Origin of the sequence: Thalassotalea euphylliae (assembly GCF_003390395.1) — a bacterium.
Classification (GTDB): Bacteria; Pseudomonadota; Gammaproteobacteria; order Enterobacterales; family Alteromonadaceae; genus Thalassotalea_F; species Thalassotalea_F euphylliae_C.
In genome coordinates, this window is sequence record NZ_QUOV01000001.1 from 2,401,863 (window position 1) to 2,420,073 (window position 18,211).

The window sequence follows — 18,211 nt, forward strand, 5'->3', positions numbered from 1 at the left end:
GGAAGTCGTATGTTTGATCAGATCTTTAATGCCACCGTTGGCAATATTAACAACTTGTTGTGGGGCTCTGGTCAACTACTCATCTATATTCTGGTTTTTGCCGGTTTCTGGTTTTCGTTCAAACTGAAGTTTGTCCAGTTTGCCCATTTTCGCCATATGTTTTCGGTGATGAAAAACAGTACTAAGGGCGATAGTGCCGGTATTAGCTCTTTTCAGGCATTGTGCACTGGCTTATCTGCCCGCGTAGGTACAGGTAATCTAGCAGGTGTATCAGTCGCAATTTCACTAGGCGGCGCCGGTGCTGTTTTTTGGATGTGGGTAATTGCCTTTTTGGGCATGGCAACTGGTTTTGCCGAAAGCATTTTGGGTCAACTTTACAAAGTAAAAGACGACCATAAAGAATATCGCGGTGGCCCTGCTTACTACATAAAAATGGGCTTGAATAAGCCTTGGCTGGCAGTGGCGTTCGCTATTTGCTTGTTCTTAGGTTATGGCTTTAGTTTTAGTGCCATGCAAGCCAACACCATTAGCGATGCACTAAACCACGCGCTTGATATTCCACATATGTATTCAGGTCTCGCGATTACCTTATTTGCCGGTGTGATTGTGATGGGCGGGTTTAAAAGCATTGCCCGCTTTGCAGAGCTAGTTGTGCCATTTATGGGGATAGCCTATATTTTAGCGGCGCTAACGGTTACTGCCCTTAACATTGAGCACATCCCTGCGCTAATTGGCGATATTTTAGCATCTGCTTTTGGTTTACAAGAAGCTGGTGCCGGTGCCCTTGGTGCTGCCATTAAAAATGGTATTCAGAGAGGCTTATATTCGAATGAAGCCGGTGCCGGCTCTGTGCCTCACGCCTCGGCAAGTGCTTCCCCTACCCCTAATCACCCGGTTGCTCAAGGTTATGTGCAAATGCTCGGCGTATTTGTTGATACTGTGGTGCTTTGTACTTGCACTGCCGTGATTATTTTACTGGCGGACCTGCCCATGAGTGGTGAAATGGAAGGTATTCGTCTAACCCAAGATGCGATGACCGCCCATATTGGTGAAGGCGGTATTTATTTTGTTGCCGCAGCAATTACCTTATTCGCCTTTACCTCAGTGGTTGCTAACTATGCCTATGCCGAGAGCAACCTGCATTTGTTTAAGCTAGACAATAAACTTGGGCGTGGTATTTACACTAGCTGTTATCTCGCCATGGTACTTTGGGGGGCAAATGCATCGCTATTTCACGTGTGGGCAATGGCGGATATGGCGTTGGGTTTAATGACGCTGGTTAATATTTTTGCCATAGTGCAATTAACTCCAACCATTAAAGCTTTGTTTAAAGATTATTGTCAGCAGCGAACGACTCAAATGTCGTCACCAGATCAGAGTAAAACCAAGCCTGAAATCAGCTTCTCTGCGCAAAATATCGACTATCAAGGTAAGCTCTATTCAGGTATTTGGGATAAGAAATAGAGTTTTTATTCAAAATTTACTGAATTAGTGAAATTAAGGGTTGCTTTTTCACGAGAAGCTGGCATGTTAAATAGCAACTGCAGACGGTCAACCGTTTGTTTAAGTGTTAACGTTAACCCTATTTAACCTAAGTCCAATAGTAGTTATCCAATAACTAACAGGCTGAATAGTTTTACTTTAATTGGACATTTATCCGCAGTCGCTTCAATAAATTTAAACACTGCACCTCATACAATTTGGAAAAAGGAGTAGCACTTCAATGTGTTCGATCTTTGGTATTCTTGATATTAAAACTAGTGCGTCGGCACTTCGCCCTACTGCATTAGAATGTTCTCGTCTTTTACGTCATCGCGGCCCCGACTGGTCTGGCATTTACACTAGCGACAATGCAATTTTAGTGCACGAACGTTTAGCCATTGTTGATACTGAGCACGGCGCTCAGCCACTTTATAACGAAGACAAAACCCACGTTTTAGCCGTTAACGGTGAAATTTATAACCACAAAGCACTTGCGGCGAGTTTAACGGTAGATTACGAATTCCAAACGCACTCCGACTGTGAAGTTATTTTACCGCTGTACAAGGAATTCGGCGCAGAGTTTATTGACAAGCTACAAGGCATGTTCGCATTCTGTTTATACGATGAAAAAGCAGACCGCTACATCATCGCTCGCGACCATATTGGTATTATCCCGCTGTACACAGGCTATGATGAAGACGGTAACTTCTATGTTGCCTCTGAAATGAAATCACTCATGCCGGTTTGTAAAACGGTTAAAGAATTCCCTCCAGGCCATGTGTTAGACAGCAAAACTGGTGAATTGCGCAAGTACTTTAAGCGCAACTGGATGCAATACGATGCGATTAAAGACAACCACACCAGCAAAGAAAAACTGCGCACGGCGCTTGAAGACTCTGTAAAAAGTCACTTGATGACCGACGTACCTTACGGTGTGTTGCTATCAGGCGGTTTAGATTCATCACTGGTATCTGCAATTACGCAAAAATACGCCTCACGCCGTATTGAAGAAAACGATTTATCTGAGGCTTGGTGGCCAAAAGTTCACTCATTTGCCTGTGGTTTAGAAGGCTCGCCTGACTTAATCGCCGCGCAGAAAGTTGCCGATGCGATTGGTACGGTGCACCACAATGTAGTGTTTACCGAGCAAGAAGGTATCGATGCGTTAAAAGAAGTGATTTATCACTTAGAAACATACGATGTTACTACCGTTCGTGCTTCAACACCGATGTACTTAATGGCGCGTAAAATTAAAGCCATGGGCATTAAAATGGTACTTTCTGGCGAAGGTGCTGATGAAATATTTGGCGGTTACTTATACTTCCACAAAGCACCAAACGCACAAGAGTTCCATGAAGAGTTACTGCGTAAGTTAGACAAATTACATATGTTTGATTGCTTACGTGCCAACAAATCAATGTCGGCTTGGGGTATTGAGGCTCGAGTACCATTCTTGGATAAGAACTTCCTTGATGTTGCAATGCGCATTAACCCAGAAGATAAAATGTGTGGCGGCGGTAAAATGGAGAAAAGCATTTTACGTGAGTCGTTTGAAGGCTACTTGCCAGAAGAAATTTTATGGCGCCAAAAAGAGCAGTTCTCGGACGGTGTTGGCTACTCGTGGATTGATGGCTTGAAAGAATATGTTGAATCGCAAGTCAGCGATCAACAGTTAGCAAACGCGGAATTCAAGTTCCCAGTTAACACGCCAGATACCAAAGAAGCTTACTTCTACCGCACTGTGTTTGAAGAGAAATTCCCACTGGAAAGCGCCGCGAAATGTGTACCGGGTGGTAAGTCAGTTGCCTGCTCTACCCCACAAGCATTAGCATGGGATGAAGCATTTCAAAACATGGCCGACCCTTCAGGTCGTGCCGTACAGTCGGTACATAACGACAGTTACTAGTTAACGTTGTAAAACGATTGTTATCAACAATTAAAAGGCGCTACTAAACTATCAGTAGCGCCTTTTTTATTGATTGTGACCCGTCCGAAACAGGGTGGCTCAAAGCTAAATGTTATTAACTTGAGTGAGCTTGATTAATGCCAACTTCTCGCCCTTGCTCTGGGTTATTCAACGGAGTAAGTGTTTCTGGTTTTGCCACACCAAAATCTTCCAAAATCGAATACAGGCAAGGAATTACGAACAGCACTAACAAGGTCGACATTGCGATACCAAAAACAATACTCGTGGCTAGCGGAATCAATACTTGTGCTTGTAAGCTGGACTCAAAAAGTAGCGGTGTCATCCCCGCAATGGTAGTAACTGATGTTAAAAACACTGCCCTAAATCTGTCATAGCTCGCTTTTGCTGCTGCGGCATGAACACTCAACCCTTCGTGAACACGACGTTTAACGAACTCTACAAGTAAGATGGAATCATTGACGACGATACCCGCGAGCGAGACAAAGCCAAGCATTGACGGCATCGTAAAATTCAGCCCCATAATGACATGCCCCCATATCACACCAATCAATGCCAGCGGAATGGCAACCATTACAATTACTGGCTCAACGTAGCTTTTAAATTGAAACGATAACAGGATAAAAACACCAAATAGTCCTAATAAAAATGCCCGCATCATTGATTGCTGTGTAGTGGCTGAATTTTTTATTTCCCCCTCAAAGCTAATTTGAATATTAGGAAATGCCGACTGGAAATCATCTAACCATCGCTGTTTAAGATCAGTAATTACGGCAACGGTATTATTTACCTGTGTATCTATATCGCCATAAACCGTTACTGTCCGCCTATTGTCAACTCTACCAATGCGCGAGTATTCCTGTTGCCATTCAATAGTCGCAATACTAGAGAGTGGAATTTCAACCTTATGCTCTGGGTGAATAATGACAAAATTATCAAAGTCTTGAAATTCATCACGCGATTCAGGTGCCAGCTTAACGGTGACCTCAAAGGTATCTAAGCCAACATAAGTTTCCAACACTTTAACACCTTGAAAGGCGGCACGAGTCTGCCGAGCAATTTCTTGTGCAGTGATCCCCAGATTAACAGCACCAGATTTTAGTTTTACCGAAAATATTGGCTTACCGGGGCGTAAGTCAGTTGTTAGGTTTTGAACCCCAGGGTACCCCCCTAACCAGTCTTGCAGGTTTAATGACGCTTGTGTTAACTCATCAAAGTCATCACCAGAAAGTCGAATTTCTAATGCCCGTCCACTTGGCCCAATAGCCGGCTCTTTAAAAGCAATGGTTTTCGCTTCAGCAATAAGTGTGGGGTTGTCTTGAGTATGGCTGCGCCACAAGTTGATAATGTCTTGCATTTTGCTATTGCGCTGCTCGGCTGCTAGTAAATCTACAGTAACCGTAGCTAAATGAGCGCCTGTGTCGTATGCATCGGCATTTTGGTTGTAGCTCACAGTCACTGCTCTTACAAGTTTGTCCTGCTCATCTTTAGACATTGTTGCGTTAGTTTTTTCAAGTGCTTCAATTAGCTGATTAACTACCGCTTCTGTGCGGGTCAGTGGTGTACCGCTTGGCATAAGCACTCTTGCCTGCACAATATCCCCCTCAATACTTGGGAAAGCTGAAAACTTTAGCACGCCACTAGCTAGCAAACTAACCGACAAAAAGAACAGTGCAATAACGCCACCAACGAATGCATAACGATAGTCAATCAGTTGCTCAACTTTCTTAAATACACTAACTCGCAACACTTCAAATTTTTTATCAAACGCAAGGCGAAACGGTTTTGGTGCTTGCTTTTCAGCATGATGCAATGAGTGATACAAATGACTAGGCAAAATAAAGAAAGCTTCAATCAGTGAAACCGTTATCACTGAAATCAGCACTATTGGGATCACCTTGAGGATTTGCCCTAAATCACCAGCTAAAAAGATTAAGCCGATAAAGATAGACAAGGTAGTGGCAAACGAAGATGCAACACCGCGCGCCACAGCTTTAGTGCCTTCAATTGTGGCTTCGAGAGGCTGTAAGCCCTTTTTAATCTGACTCGCAATTGATTCCGAAATAACAATGGCATCGTCCATTAAAATGCCTAAGGCAAGCAAGAGTGCTACCATCGAAATCATGTTAATAGTGATACCTAAGTGACCCAACAAGAAAAAACTCATTAAGAAGGAAACAGGTAACCCCATTACCACCCAAAAAGCATAGCGAATAGTAAAAAACAGCCACATCACAGCGAATACAAGTACGAGTCCTTGCCACGCGTTTGTTGCCAGCATATTAATGCGATCTTTTACTATGCTTGTCGCATCTTGGGTTAAACTCAGCGAGACTTGAGCTGGTAAGTTTGCTCGCTGCTCTGTCACTACTTTCTCTACCGCAGCCAACACATCTAAACTGTCGTCTTGAGTATTTTTAAGCACTTTAAGCAGCGCCGTTGGTTGGCCATTGAATGCCACTTTCTCTTCAGCAAGCTCAAAGGTGTCTTGGATCTTGGCAATATCACCAAGCCTTACCTCACCGCCTTCACTACCGGAAAGCACCACCAGCTCAGCAAGTTCAGCAACGGTTCGACGTTCATCATCGAAACGGATTTGTAGCTCTTGATGGCTGGTAGTAAGTGTACCAAGTGGTAAATCTAGATCTTGTTGTTCAATCTTAGCTGCTAGCTGATCTAGGCTTAGTCCGTATTTTCGTAAGTTATAGCTTGGCACTTCAATGCGTAATTGGCGCTCAGAAAACCCCTGAATTTCAACAAGTGGGATTAACGGGTTCTGAAGCAAACTTTGTTTAACTTGCTCAGCAAGTGTTTTTAGCTCAGCACGCGATATATCGGCAGTTAGTGCGATTGCAACAACATCTTGTGTACGCCCCTTTTCAGAGACAATCGCCACTTCTGCTTCTTGTGGAAAGTCGTTAACGCTATCAACTGAGGTTTTTACATCATCAATAAACTTATCAAAATCCCCTTGCTCTTTCATTTTGACTGTCATTAAGCCTAAGTTTTGGCGAGCGTCGCATACTTTCTCTTCGATAAAACTAATGCCATCTAACGCGTCTTCCAAGGGTAAACATATACCGCGTTCAACGTCGATCGGGCCTGCGCCTGGGTAAGGTACAGAAATATCAACGGCATAGCTTTTTATCTCAGGAAAAGTTTCTCGTTTAATTTCTGGCAGGCTGATCGCCCCTAAGATAATAAACACCAGCATGACCAAATTGGCTGCTGTTGGGTGGGCGGCAAAAAATCGGATCATTGTGTTCGCTCCAGCCAAGCACGTAATTGATTCTGCGTCGCTGTATCTTGAACTGGCTTGAGTGCCATACCATTAACGGCAGGAAAGACATCGGACACGAGTATTTTATCACCCGCTTTAAGCAGTTGCTCATCTGCGTTTTCCTCTGTTAACTGCTTATTGGGCAGTAAAAGCGCTAAGTTCCCCTGTAACAGTGCATTTTCAACAGCAAGGCGTGCAAGCGTGTTTTGAGCGGTAACTTTGTATATTTGCTGATTTTTTATAGCAAATCTTGGCAGCACTAAAAACTCTTTAGGTTTACCTTTAAGGGTTACTTTCATGTACATGCCTTCGAGTAAAGGTGGCCTAATACCGGGCTCAACTTGCAAGTAGCTACCTTGAACAGAAACAATGACACCTACGGTACGAGTTTTTAGATCAAGGCTGTCGCTCAACCGCTCAACCTTAGCTTGCCAGCCTTTAAATTGCTCTCCGGCAACTTCGACCTGAGCAGTCAATCCCATTTGTGCTAACACTTCACTCATTACAGGTAATTGAGTCATGTTAGTTAAATCAAGTTGGTCACGATCGGTCTCGGCAATAAATTGGCTAAACTGATCAATAGGAAACTGGGCATTAATGGTAATTTTGTCGATACCAACTGCACTAAACAGCTTGCTGCCTAGTGAAACAAACTGGTCCTTTTCACTAGACACTTCAGCAATTCTGCCATTAAAAGGTAAATATATTTGAGTGCGGGATAGGTCACGTTCCGCTTGTTCAAGCTTTGCTTTGGCAATATCAATTTTGGTGTGAAGCACAGCCAGCTCAGATGGCAATGTCGTGCGCTGACTCTCTAACTTCTGCACTTCCTGTCGCTGAGCAAGCACAGCTTTGGTTTCTTGATCTAAACGCGATTGAGATACTGTGCCATTTTTTCTCAATGTTGAGAGTCGCTCAAGCTCTGACTGACTCACCTTTAACTGCTGATTCGCCAATTTAAGTTCAAGCTTATTATTCTCTATGGTTAGCTCAAGTTCTTTGACATTTTCTTGAGCCGCCAACAAATCTGCCTGAACTTGTTGTATAGCCAACTTGTAGTCTTTATCGTCAATGCTGAGTACCAAAGTGTCTTTAGCGATAAATGCACCTTTTTTTAACTCAGGATGCACATAAGTAATTCGACCCGAAACTTCAGCAATTGCGTTTAACTTTATATCGGGTTTAACGGTTCCAAACCCGACAAGATTAGGCTTAACCTTATGCTGCTCAATTTCTACTACGTTTACAGGGGTAACTAATTGCGCCTGCGGATTATGCTGCATCTCAGGCTGGAGTTTTACAATAGCTACTGTTAGCAATATTCCTAATGCAGCGACTAAAGGTAGAGCTTTTCTCATTCGCAAACTGGCTTTGAATTGAGTAAGGATAGATTGATTAGTTGTCATCACTCTGCCCCCGAATAATGCCGCCAATAAATTGCTGGTAAAGATGGTCGACCCAAGCCTGCTCGTGTAGTTGTTCATCACAGATCTGCCATACAATTTTCCGTATAGGTGCAGCCACATAAGGCATCATGATCATCGACATCAGGTTAAATGCAGCATATTTGCAATTAACATCGCCCTTTATGGCTTTATGTGCTTGAAGCGCGGCGACTTCTCTTTCAATTAATGCCGGTAAAAGCTCGGCCATTTGACTAGGAAAGCCCGCAAGAAATTTATCTCGTAGTGGATAGTTTTCATTAAGCACTTCGTCGTGAATAAATTTAGCAAGGCCTTTGTCTTGATTTAAGGTGTTAACGATATATTTAATAAAGCCTTTGACTGGCTCTGGCTTGTCTTGAATGGCTTGCACACTAGAAAAGTGTTGCACCACCATTTGATTCATCGCTTCAAGAAACAACTCCTCTTTACCGCCAAAATAGTACTTTATCATTGCAGAGTTAACGCCCGCCGCAGCCCCTAATTCACGGATGGTGACACTGCGATAACTTTTTTCACGCATCAGTACGTTAGCCGCATCAATTAACTTTTGTTTTTGCTCAGCTTGCTTAGCTGTATCTTTTGGGCGCCCTCGATTGGTTTCTTGCGTCATATTGTCACCTTGCACATCTACGAAACTAAATTCTGTTATGATGCGATACACACCATTTAATTAATCACATGATTAATTAAATCAAACTAAGCACAGGTTTACAATTATAAAAAGCGGTAGCATATGAGTTCACACCTGTATTACGATGCTATTTGGTTGATTTTAATAACGATAAAAAAATAATTTTTTATCGAAAAATAATCATTCAAAACTTAATCATCGAGAGAACAAGCAAAGTTAACGCATTGATTTTCACCAGTGAGTCACAAAATTTATTGATTGTTTAGATTATTTACACTTGTCAGTTAATTTTTAGTGAAAATTACTTTAAAGTAGTGACATCTAAGCCATAAACCCGGTAAAACAGTTAGGATCTCCTGTTTTGACTAACCCAATCGACGAAAATATTCCAAGTATTAAGCCTGATCTTGATCAGGTTGAAGCCTACCGCAGTACGAAAAAACCAAGCAAAGCGGGTTCATCACCTTCGCCAAGCGCACCGACAGAGCCAAGTCAACCTGCGCCAAAGAAAAGCTCTGCTTTAGGTATTTTAAATAACCTCATCATTTACGGCGTGATTGCAGCTGGTGGTTATTGGGCATTTCAACAAGATGTAAAACGCGAGCAGGAGCTTATTTCCGCAGAGAATCGTATTCTTGATTTAGAGCGTCAGCTATCGGCAACTGATGAAGAAATGGGTGAATCAACGGTTGCGATGCGCGCGAAACTCGAAGGCTTAATTGAAAAGACTGATAAGTTATGGAGTGAGATGGATAAGCTGTGGGCATCGGCGTGGCGTAAAAACCAATCACAGATTAAAGAGCTACGCTCTAAAACCATCAAAACCGACAATAAGTTAACTGAAACCAACACAGAAATTCTCACCAACAAAACGGCGATTATTGAGTTAGGCGATAAGCAAAGCGCAACGGCATTTAATATTAATGCACTTACCGATCAACTAGGTAAGGCTCAGTCGGTTAAACAAGAAATCGAAAAGCTTGCTAGTCAGTTATCCAGCTTAGAAAACAAATCATCGAGTCGCGATCAACAACAAATAGAGTTAGCCACTATGGTTGCTGAGCTTGATACATCAGTAAAGCTATTGATTGAGCGTATGGAACGCCCTGCTGCTGGCGCTTCAACAACCAAATCAGCGGCTACGCCAACACCTGCGCAATAGCGTTAGGTTCTGCGAGTAAATTCTTTTAAAAAATAAATATGCCAATCATATGATTGGCATTTTTTCAGTTGAACTTGTGCAACTAACGTTAAACTACAACCAGTAATTTAGCTGTACAGACAATAGATGAACGTTAGTATCATAGTCAGCGGTTAAATTAGCGTTGGTTATACGCTGATCTTGCACATTGTATTCAAATTCATTGATGCTAGTGTCTTTCATCCACATATAGCCATAGGCTAAGTCTAACGTCCAATCACTATTTAGTTGCCAGTTGCCACCAATCGTCCACCAAATTCGATCATCAGTTGGAATACGTGCAGTTCTTCGCTCTTGTGGAATTGGGCTAGTGTCATATGCCACACCCGTTTTCAATTTGACCTTAGGCGACCACTGGTAGGTTACTCCTAGCGCTAATGCAAAAGTGTCTTCCCACTTTTCTGGTATATAAGCAATGTAGCCATCTTCATTTAAGTCAGCCTCAGTTACTTGCGAAATAGGGCCAGTTTCTTGTTCGCTAATGATGCTGATATTGTCAAACTCGCTCCAATCCATCCATTGCAATGATGCTTGTACCGATAGTTCAGGAGACAAGACTTGATCAACACTAATTGAAAAATTTTGTGGCAGGGTTAAGTCCATTTGCGCCGCTTCTTTTTCAAGCGGTGACGAAGCCAATAAGCCAGTGTTTAAATCAACGGCTGGTAACTCTGGAGCAACGACAAATAAATCATCATGCCCTCCAGCTGCCGCGCCAACAATAGGCACATTAGTAATTTCAAAATCATTTGCTAAGGTCAAATCAATTGCGGAGTTGTAAACAAAAGCGATACTGGTTTCACGACTTGGCTGCCATAGTGCTCCTAATGTGGCACTGACTGCCCAGTCGCTGCTATCTAGCTCATATTGAATATCGCAGTAGTTACTGTTGTGAACATCACCTAACCCCAATGGCGCATAGGCAGCATTAATAAAGTCTTCATTTTCACAAAGGCCACCGATATCTTTAAAGGCGGTTAAGCGCCCTTCGGCATACGAAATGCTAATACCAAGGCCTACCGAGAACTGCTCGGAAACTTGATACGCGAGTGTTGGCTGTAAACTGATAATGGTTAGTTCAGTGTCTTGTGCGAAGTTTCGGCCTATAAAGTTTTCGTCGTAAGTACTTGAAATTGCGGCAGGAGCATATAGACCTACACCCCATGCCCATTCATCGTTAATCGGTGAGGCATAAAATGCATATGGCACCACCTCACTAATATCAAAGTCACCGCTGGTTTCTCCAGAAACAGGCTGACCAAGTACGTTGGTGGCCGACACATTAGAATATTCAGACTGACCAAAGATATAACCACCACCGATGGATAAGCTAGCACCTGGCAGTTTTGTTAACCCAGCAGGATTGGAATACAAGATAGAAGCATCTTCAACTACCGCACCACGCCCTGCATAAGCATTGCCCATGCTACTAGTTGATTGTTCATAAATTTTAAAGCCTGCGGCTTGGGTAATTTGAGAAAATGAAGATGAAAGAAGAAGAGAACTAATAATTATTGATAATTTTTTATACTGCATAAATTGTTGTAATACTGTTGTAATGCAATTTCATCTTATATCTGATGAATAATATTTCAAACAACTATTTATACTATTTGAACGATAATTAATATTTACGAACAATATGTAGCCATATTGTATTTTCGTTATTCAAGCTCATTCGACAAAGTATAGTACTAGCAAGTAAAGATTATTTTTTATGCTTTATAAACAACACATTATTGTATATTAAATACACTCACCTTTATTTTTAGTGAGCTCTGGGAACTACAAAATCAATGCGTAAAATCTTTAAATTAAATGGGCAATTACAACGTTAATGAGTTATTAAAAATGTAGTTACAAGTTTAAACCTGTTCAACTTTTATGCATAAAACACACTGTAAATCGAATATTTATTCATCAGCTGCATTAAGAAAATCAAAGTGAGAAAACCTAAAAAGAAATAACCTCAAGTGAGGTAAACTAGGGTGTAGGATTTATGGTTAACTACTGAAAGTAATAAGCACTCATGAATTGCAATTGGGTTAATTTCAACCCTGATATCGCTATGTCGAGTAGGCTTTAAGCCCCAGCTTTGCGTAAAACTGAGACTTAAAGGGGATTAGTAAAACTTAGCGATTGCTAACTTTTACTAGATAAGCGTGATGATTCACTTATAACGCATCAACAATATCTTTAACCAGTTTGGGCCCTTCATAGATAAAGCCAGTATAGACTTGAACCAACGAAGCTCCTGCGGCAAGCTTTTCTTTGGCATCTTCAGCTGATTGAATACCACCAACACCAATAATAGGTAACTGCCCTTCTAAAGCTTGCGACAATTGCTTAATAACAATCGTGCTTTGTTCTTTGACTGGAGCGCCGCTTAAACCGCCTTGCTCATCGCCATGTGGCAAATGCGCAACTTTATCACGAGCAAGCGTGGTATTAGTCGCAATGACCGCATCAATATCATTCGCTTTTAAGCAGTCAGCAATACCCTCAACTTCTTCTTGCGTTAAATCTGGTGCAATTTTTACTGCAACTGGCACATATTTACCGTATTGCTCAGCAAGCGATTTTTGCTCAACTTTTAAAGCCGCAAGTAACTCATTTAACGCTTCACCATATTGTAATGAGCGCAGACCTGGCGTATTTGGCGAAGAAATATTAACGGTAATATAACTGGCATAGTCATACACCTTACGCATACAGTGAATGTAATCATCTTTCGCATTTTCTTCTGGTGTATCTTTGTTTTTACCAATATTAATGCCTAAAACGCCTTTGAAATTAGCTTTTCGCACTTGCTCTACTAAGTAATCAACACCTTTGTTGTTAAAGCCCATACGATTAATCACAGCATTAGCTTCTTCTAACCGAAAGATACGTGGTTTAGGGTTACCCGGTTGAGGTCTAGGCGTAATCGTACCAATTTCTACAAAGCCAAACCCCATCGCAGCAAAGGCTTGAATACATTCGCCGTTTTTATCAAGACCGGCAGATAAACCTACCGGGTTAGGAAAACGAATGCCCATCACTTCCACTGGCTTATCTTGCACAGTTTGTTTGTATACGGCTTTTAATGGTGAGTTTCCGGTTACATGCAACCCTTTGATTGTGAAGTTGTGAATAGCTTCTGGATCAAATTGAAACATCATCTTTCGAATCGCCGAATACAACATGGTTTTCCTCTTGTTTAAGTTATGAGTTAAGTTATAAATTAAATTATGAATTAAATACAAAAAGTCCCTGCTTAGCAGGGACTTTAATAGATTAACTTGGCTTACGCCGCGCTATGTAAACTTAGTAGCATTAATTCTCTTAATGCGACTGAGAACTTAGCAAATTCATGCGTTGGCGACATTCTAAAGTCAGCCAAGATATGACGCCAGCGCTCAAGTGGTTGTGCGCTCTGTTCAAACCACTGCTCAAGCAAATCATCTGAGTTTTTGCTCTTAGCATCTACTTTCAAGGCGACAATAGTAATAGCTCGCTGCTGCCAGTCAAGTTCTTCTCTAAATGACGCTCTTGCCAGTGCTTGCCAGTGGTTAGCAACAGGCTGTGCAGTGATCTGATCTAAGAACCAATGTAGGTCTAATCGGTCACCAAGCTTGAAGTAAAGCTCTGCAACAAACTCAATCGAGCGACCATCAATTGCAGCAATCTCTGCAATATCCATTACTGAGAACAATGTACTTAGCTGTGAAATACGCTTAGCTGTTTTCTTCGGCACACCTGATTTAACTAAACCAGACTCAACGTGTACCAACTGCTCTACTTCATCAGCAGCCATGTATTTGCTTAAGTTTTTCGCTAATGCATCAAACGTTGGACGATAGAAATCAATCGCTTGTTGAATATCCATGCCCTTGTCACGGTGTCTCAAGAACCAGCGCGTTGCGCGACGAACATTGCGACGCAGTTGGAACAACATTTCAGTTTGCACAGACGTTTCAATTTTGTTGTCTAACGCGGCAATGTCTTGCCATACTGCGCCCATTTCAAATACTTCACTTGCCATGGTGTAGCAATTAGCAACTTCAGCAACACTTGCGCCAGTTTCTTCCTGCATACGGTTTACGAAGTTAAAGCCCATGTCGTTGCCAAGCTTGTTAGCAAGTTTAGTGGCAATAATTTCAGCGCGTAGCGGGTGATCTTGCATTTGCGCACTGTATTTTTCTTGTAATAGACCAGGGAATGCACCAATCAGTAAGCGATCGTGATATGGGTTACTAGTGATTTCTTCACAAACTAAGTCTTCTTTTAATACCATTTTGCTGTAAGCAAGCAGTACTGAAAGTTCTGGACGTGTAAGACCATTACCTTGCGCTAGGCGCTCAGCAATTTCGTCATCATTTGGAATAAACTCTAAAGCGCGATCAAGTTTGCCATCACGCTCTAATTCGTGAATAAAGCGAGTTTGCTCTTTTAATTGATCAGCGCCGCGCATTGCCGTAATAGATAATGAGTGAGTTTGGTCGTAACAGTCTTTCAACACGATTTCTGATACTTCATCAGTCATGTCATAAAGTAACTTGTTACGCTGTTTAACAGTCAAGTCACCGCTTTGTACTAAACCGTTAAGCAGAATTTTGATATTGACTTCGTTATCCGAACAATCTACACCACCAACGTTATCAACAGAGTCTGCATTAATTCGGCCACCATTAGCTGCGTATTCAATACGGCCAAGCTGAGTTAAACCCAAGTTACCACCTTCACCTACAACTTTAGCTTGCAGCTCGCTGCCGTTGATACGCAATGCGTCGTTAGCACGGTCACCTACTTCTAAATGAGTCTCGCCACTGCCTTTAACATAAGTACCAATACCACCATTCCAAAGTAAGTCGACCTTCATTTTTAAAATGGCTTTAATTAAGTCGTTCGGCGCCATGCTTTGCTTTTGCGTGCCGATCATTTTCTTAATTTGCGGTGTAAGCTTAATTGATTTCGCTGCGCGGCTGAAAATACCACCGCCTTCAGAAATCAACTCTTTGTTGTAATCTTCCCACGTACAACCTGGCATGTTGAACAAGCGCTCACGCTCTTTGTAAGTCGGTGCTGCAACAGGATCTGGGTCGATAAAGATATGCATATGGTTAAACGCAGCTTGTAAGCGAATGTGCTTAGATAACAGCATACCGTTACCAAATACGTCACCTGCCATGTCACCGACACCAATCGCTGTAAAATCAGTTGTTTGGCAGTCAATATCCATTTCGCGGAAGTGACGCTTAACCGATTCCCAAGCACCTTTTGCAGTAATACCCATGCCTTTATGGTCGTAACCGACACTGCCACCTGAAGCGAAAGCATCACCCATCCAGAAGTTGTAGTCATCAGAGATACCGTTAGCGATATCTGAGAAGGTTGCAGTACCTTTGTCTGCTGCAACGACTAAATATGGGTCATCTTCGTCATGGCGAACAACATCAATTGGCGGAATGATATCGCCCTTGATGATGTTGTCTGTGATATCTAATAAACCGCGAATGAAGGTTTTATAACACTCTTGACCCGCTTCAAAGATTTCTTGTCGGGTACCACCTAGTGGTAATTGTTTACAAACAAAACCACCTTTCGCACCAACAGGCACAATCACAGTATTTTTAACTTGCTGCGCTTTTACTAAGCCTAAAACTTCAGTACGGAAATCTTCGCGGCGGTCAGACCAACGCAAACCACCACGAGCCACTTTACCACCGCGTAAGTGAACACCTTCAACTTGCGGTGAGTAAACAAAAATCTCAAATTTAGGCATAGGTAGCGGCATTTCTGAGATTTCTTCAGGTAAAATTTTGAATGAGATATAAGACTTTTCTTGCCCACTCGCATTTTTCTGGAAGTAGTTTGTTCGAATGGTCGCATTAATCATTTCAACGAAACGACGAATAATACGGTCGTCATCAAGATTAGCGACGTTATCTAGTGACTGTTCAATGTCATCAAGTACCTTGTTAACTGCTTTTTCAGTGCGCTTTGCACTCGGGCTAAAGCGTAAGTTAAACAGCTTAACCAATAGTTCAGCTAAATTAGGGTAACGAGCAAAGGTGTCTTCCACATAACTTTGACTAAATGTACCGCCAATTTGGCGTTCATATTTCGCGAAAGCACGAATGATTGATACTTCACGACCTGCTAGCCCTGCACCTAGAATCAAACGGTTGAAGCCATCGTCTTCTAACTGCCCTGCCCATACTTTTGCAAAAGCATCTTGGAATAACATTTGAACTTGTTCTAAGTTGAAAGCGCGATCGCCAGTTAACAACATCGAAAAGTCTAGAATCCAACAAGTTTCACCGTCTGCAGTACGAATGGCATATGGGCTTTCACCGATAACACGTAAACCAAAGTTTTCCAACATAGGTAGCACGTCAGACAAATGTAACGGCTCACCTTTGTGGAATAGTTTTAATTTAACAAAACGGCTACCCGACTTTTCTTCTTGTGGTTGGTAGAACAGCATCTCTAGTGGACAGCTTTCACATACCGATTCTAATTTCTCGATATCAACAATCGCTGTACCTGGCATCACTTCATCTTTATAAGATTGCGGGAATGCAGAATATTTGCGGCTTAATGCCTTGCCAACCGACTCACCTTTATGAGAATTCAACAAGGCCGATAATTTGTCATCCCAACTGCGGGCCGCTTCATTCAAGTTCTTTTCAATTTCTTTCACGTTGATATCTGCTTTTGTGTGATCGACACGGACAATGTAGTGAGTTCTTGCTTGTACTGATTCTGAGAAGTAAGTGTTAAATTCAACTTCTTCTTTGCTGCCAAAAGCATCACTTAATAGCTGCTGCGTTTGAATTCTTAGTTTTGTGTTGTAACGCTCTCTTGGTACATACACCATGCATGAATAGAAACGTGAAAAAGCATCACGGCGCACAAACAAGCCAGTATAGTCACGCTCCTGCATCTGCAAGATGCCTTTTACGTTTTGCAGTAACTCGGCAACGCTTGACTGCAAAATTTCATCACGTGGATAGGTTTCCAAAATATTGATCAATGTTTTATATGCATGTGAACCTGGAGCAAAACCTGATAATTCACAGACACCGGCAACTTTTGACTTAATTAATGGTAAATCTAACGCGCTGTTGGTGTAGTAGGCTGAGCCAAATAGCCCGATAAAGCGCTCTTCACCAACAACGTTACCTTTTGCATCAAAGCGCTTAATACCGATGTAATCTAAGTGGGCTGGACGGTGTACGCGTGAGCGTGAATTCGTTTTTGTCAAAATAAGTAAGCTATCACCTAACGCAACTTCTCTAGCGGTTTCGCTTAACGTTGAGATCAAGCGTTGTTCAGTGCCTTTTGAGTTTTTCATCAAGCCTAGGCTTGAATCGACATTAGCTGCAAGCGCCATGTCCCCTTTTAACGTTTTAATGTCGTAAGAGCGGTAGCCCATCAAGGTAAAATGATTGTTTGCAATCCACTCTAAAAACTCTAATGAATCCTGCTTTTCTTGATCAGAGCAAGGCACTTTTGCTTTTTTAACATCAGCTACAACTGATTGCAGCTTTTTCAACATTGGTTGCCAATCAGAAACCGTTAAGGAAATGTCGCTGACAACTGAATGTAAGTCTTCGGCGATCGCAGTAAGCACCGCGCTGTCGTCTTGACGATCAATCTCGATGAAGAATACTGTCTCAACTTTGCTACCTCTAAGCTTCTTGTCCACTGAAGCGCCGAGTTGTTTAATTTGGTTTTTCGCGTCACGCACTACTTGCATTGGCGTGTTGATCATTAAGTGCGGCGATACGCCTTGACGATTTAGTGCAATTCTTAATGAATCTACTAAAAACGGCATGTCGGCGACAATAACTTCGATAATCGTATGGCTTGATTTCCAGCCATGTTTAGCCACTTCTGGGTTAAACACTTTGATCACTGGGCTATCATCTTGATGGCCGTTTAATGAATTCCATAAACTCATAGTGGCACCATACATGTCACTATCATTACGGTTGGCAAGGTCAGTGGTGGAGATATTACCGTAAAGTAAATGAGCGAATTGCTCGACTAGGCCTGCTGTTTCTGCTGGGACTTTTTGTTGAATAGATTGAGCTACGTTTGTTAATAAAACTGAGGGTAAACCGTCTACGAACGCCATGTCGCTTTCCTTTTGGATAAAACGAATTGAGTAATTGTTGTGTTTTTTTAAAGTACTTTTTACTTATTCGAAGGTTATCCCTCATGGCTAATATTATTGTAATTTTAGGGCGCTCAGCGGCAT

Annotated in this window: 9 protein-coding genes; 3 read left to right on the top strand and 6 right to left on the bottom strand. The window is 42.1% G+C overall.

The features are described 5' to 3' along the window. The first annotated feature begins 21 nt into the window (after nucleotides 1-21). Nucleotides 22-1,464, top strand: a complete 1,443-nt coding sequence (locus DXX92_RS10720) for an alanine/glycine:cation symporter family protein (protein WP_116002388.1) — start codon at nucleotides 22-24, stop codon at nucleotides 1,462-1,464. A 259-nt stretch (nucleotides 1,465-1,723) separates the two neighbouring features. Next, complete coding sequence (gene asnB, locus DXX92_RS10725) at nucleotides 1,724-3,388, top strand: asparagine synthase B (protein WP_116000437.1); 1,665 nt, start codon at nucleotides 1,724-1,726, stop codon at nucleotides 3,386-3,388. Nucleotides 3,389-3,503: 115 nt separating this feature from the next. Here the strand turns inward: asnB and DXX92_RS10730 are convergent, their stop codons facing one another. Genes DXX92_RS10730 through DXX92_RS10740 form a run of 3 tightly spaced genes read right to left on the bottom strand, consistent with a single transcriptional unit; the run spans nucleotide 3,504 to nucleotide 8,741 of the window. Then, complete coding sequence (locus DXX92_RS10730; RefSeq protein WP_116000438.1) at nucleotides 3,504-6,665, bottom strand: efflux RND transporter permease subunit; 3,162 nt, start codon at nucleotides 6,663-6,665, stop codon at nucleotides 3,504-3,506. Continuing rightward, a complete protein-coding gene (locus DXX92_RS10735; protein WP_181901741.1) occupies nucleotides 6,662-8,044 on the bottom strand; it encodes an efflux RND transporter periplasmic adaptor subunit in 1,383 nt (460 codons plus the stop codon). The genes DXX92_RS10730 and DXX92_RS10735 overlap by 4 nt, the downstream gene beginning before the upstream one ends. A 37-nt stretch (nucleotides 8,045-8,081) precedes the next feature. Then, nucleotides 8,082-8,741, bottom strand: a complete 660-nt coding sequence (locus DXX92_RS10740) for a TetR/AcrR family transcriptional regulator (RefSeq protein WP_116000440.1) — start codon at nucleotides 8,739-8,741, stop codon at nucleotides 8,082-8,084. Between the two features lie 382 nt (nucleotides 8,742-9,123). Here DXX92_RS10740 and DXX92_RS10745 point away from each other — a divergent pair, with 382 nt between their 5' ends. Next, complete coding sequence (locus DXX92_RS10745) at nucleotides 9,124-9,924, top strand: hypothetical protein (RefSeq protein ID WP_116000441.1); 801 nt, start codon at nucleotides 9,124-9,126, stop codon at nucleotides 9,922-9,924. 93 nt (nucleotides 9,925-10,017) lie between these two features. Here the strand turns inward: DXX92_RS10745 and DXX92_RS10750 are convergent, their stop codons facing one another. The 3 genes from DXX92_RS10750 to DXX92_RS10760 all read right to left on the bottom strand — a co-directional run bounded on the left by DXX92_RS10750 (nucleotide 10,018) and on the right by DXX92_RS10760 (nucleotide 18,088). Further along, nucleotides 10,018-11,499, bottom strand: a complete 1,482-nt coding sequence (locus DXX92_RS10750; RefSeq protein WP_116000442.1) for an OmpP1/FadL family transporter — start codon at nucleotides 11,497-11,499, stop codon at nucleotides 10,018-10,020. A 638-nt stretch (nucleotides 11,500-12,137) separates the two neighbouring features. After that, nucleotides 12,138-13,148, bottom strand: a complete 1,011-nt coding sequence (pyrD, locus tag DXX92_RS10755; protein ID WP_116000443.1) for a quinone-dependent dihydroorotate dehydrogenase — start codon at nucleotides 13,146-13,148, stop codon at nucleotides 12,138-12,140. A gap of 101 nt (nucleotides 13,149-13,249) precedes the next feature. Beyond that, nucleotides 13,250-18,088, bottom strand: a complete 4,839-nt coding sequence (locus DXX92_RS10760) for an NAD-glutamate dehydrogenase (RefSeq protein ID WP_116000444.1) — start codon at nucleotides 18,086-18,088, stop codon at nucleotides 13,250-13,252. Between the last annotated feature and the right edge of the window lie 123 nt (nucleotides 18,089-18,211).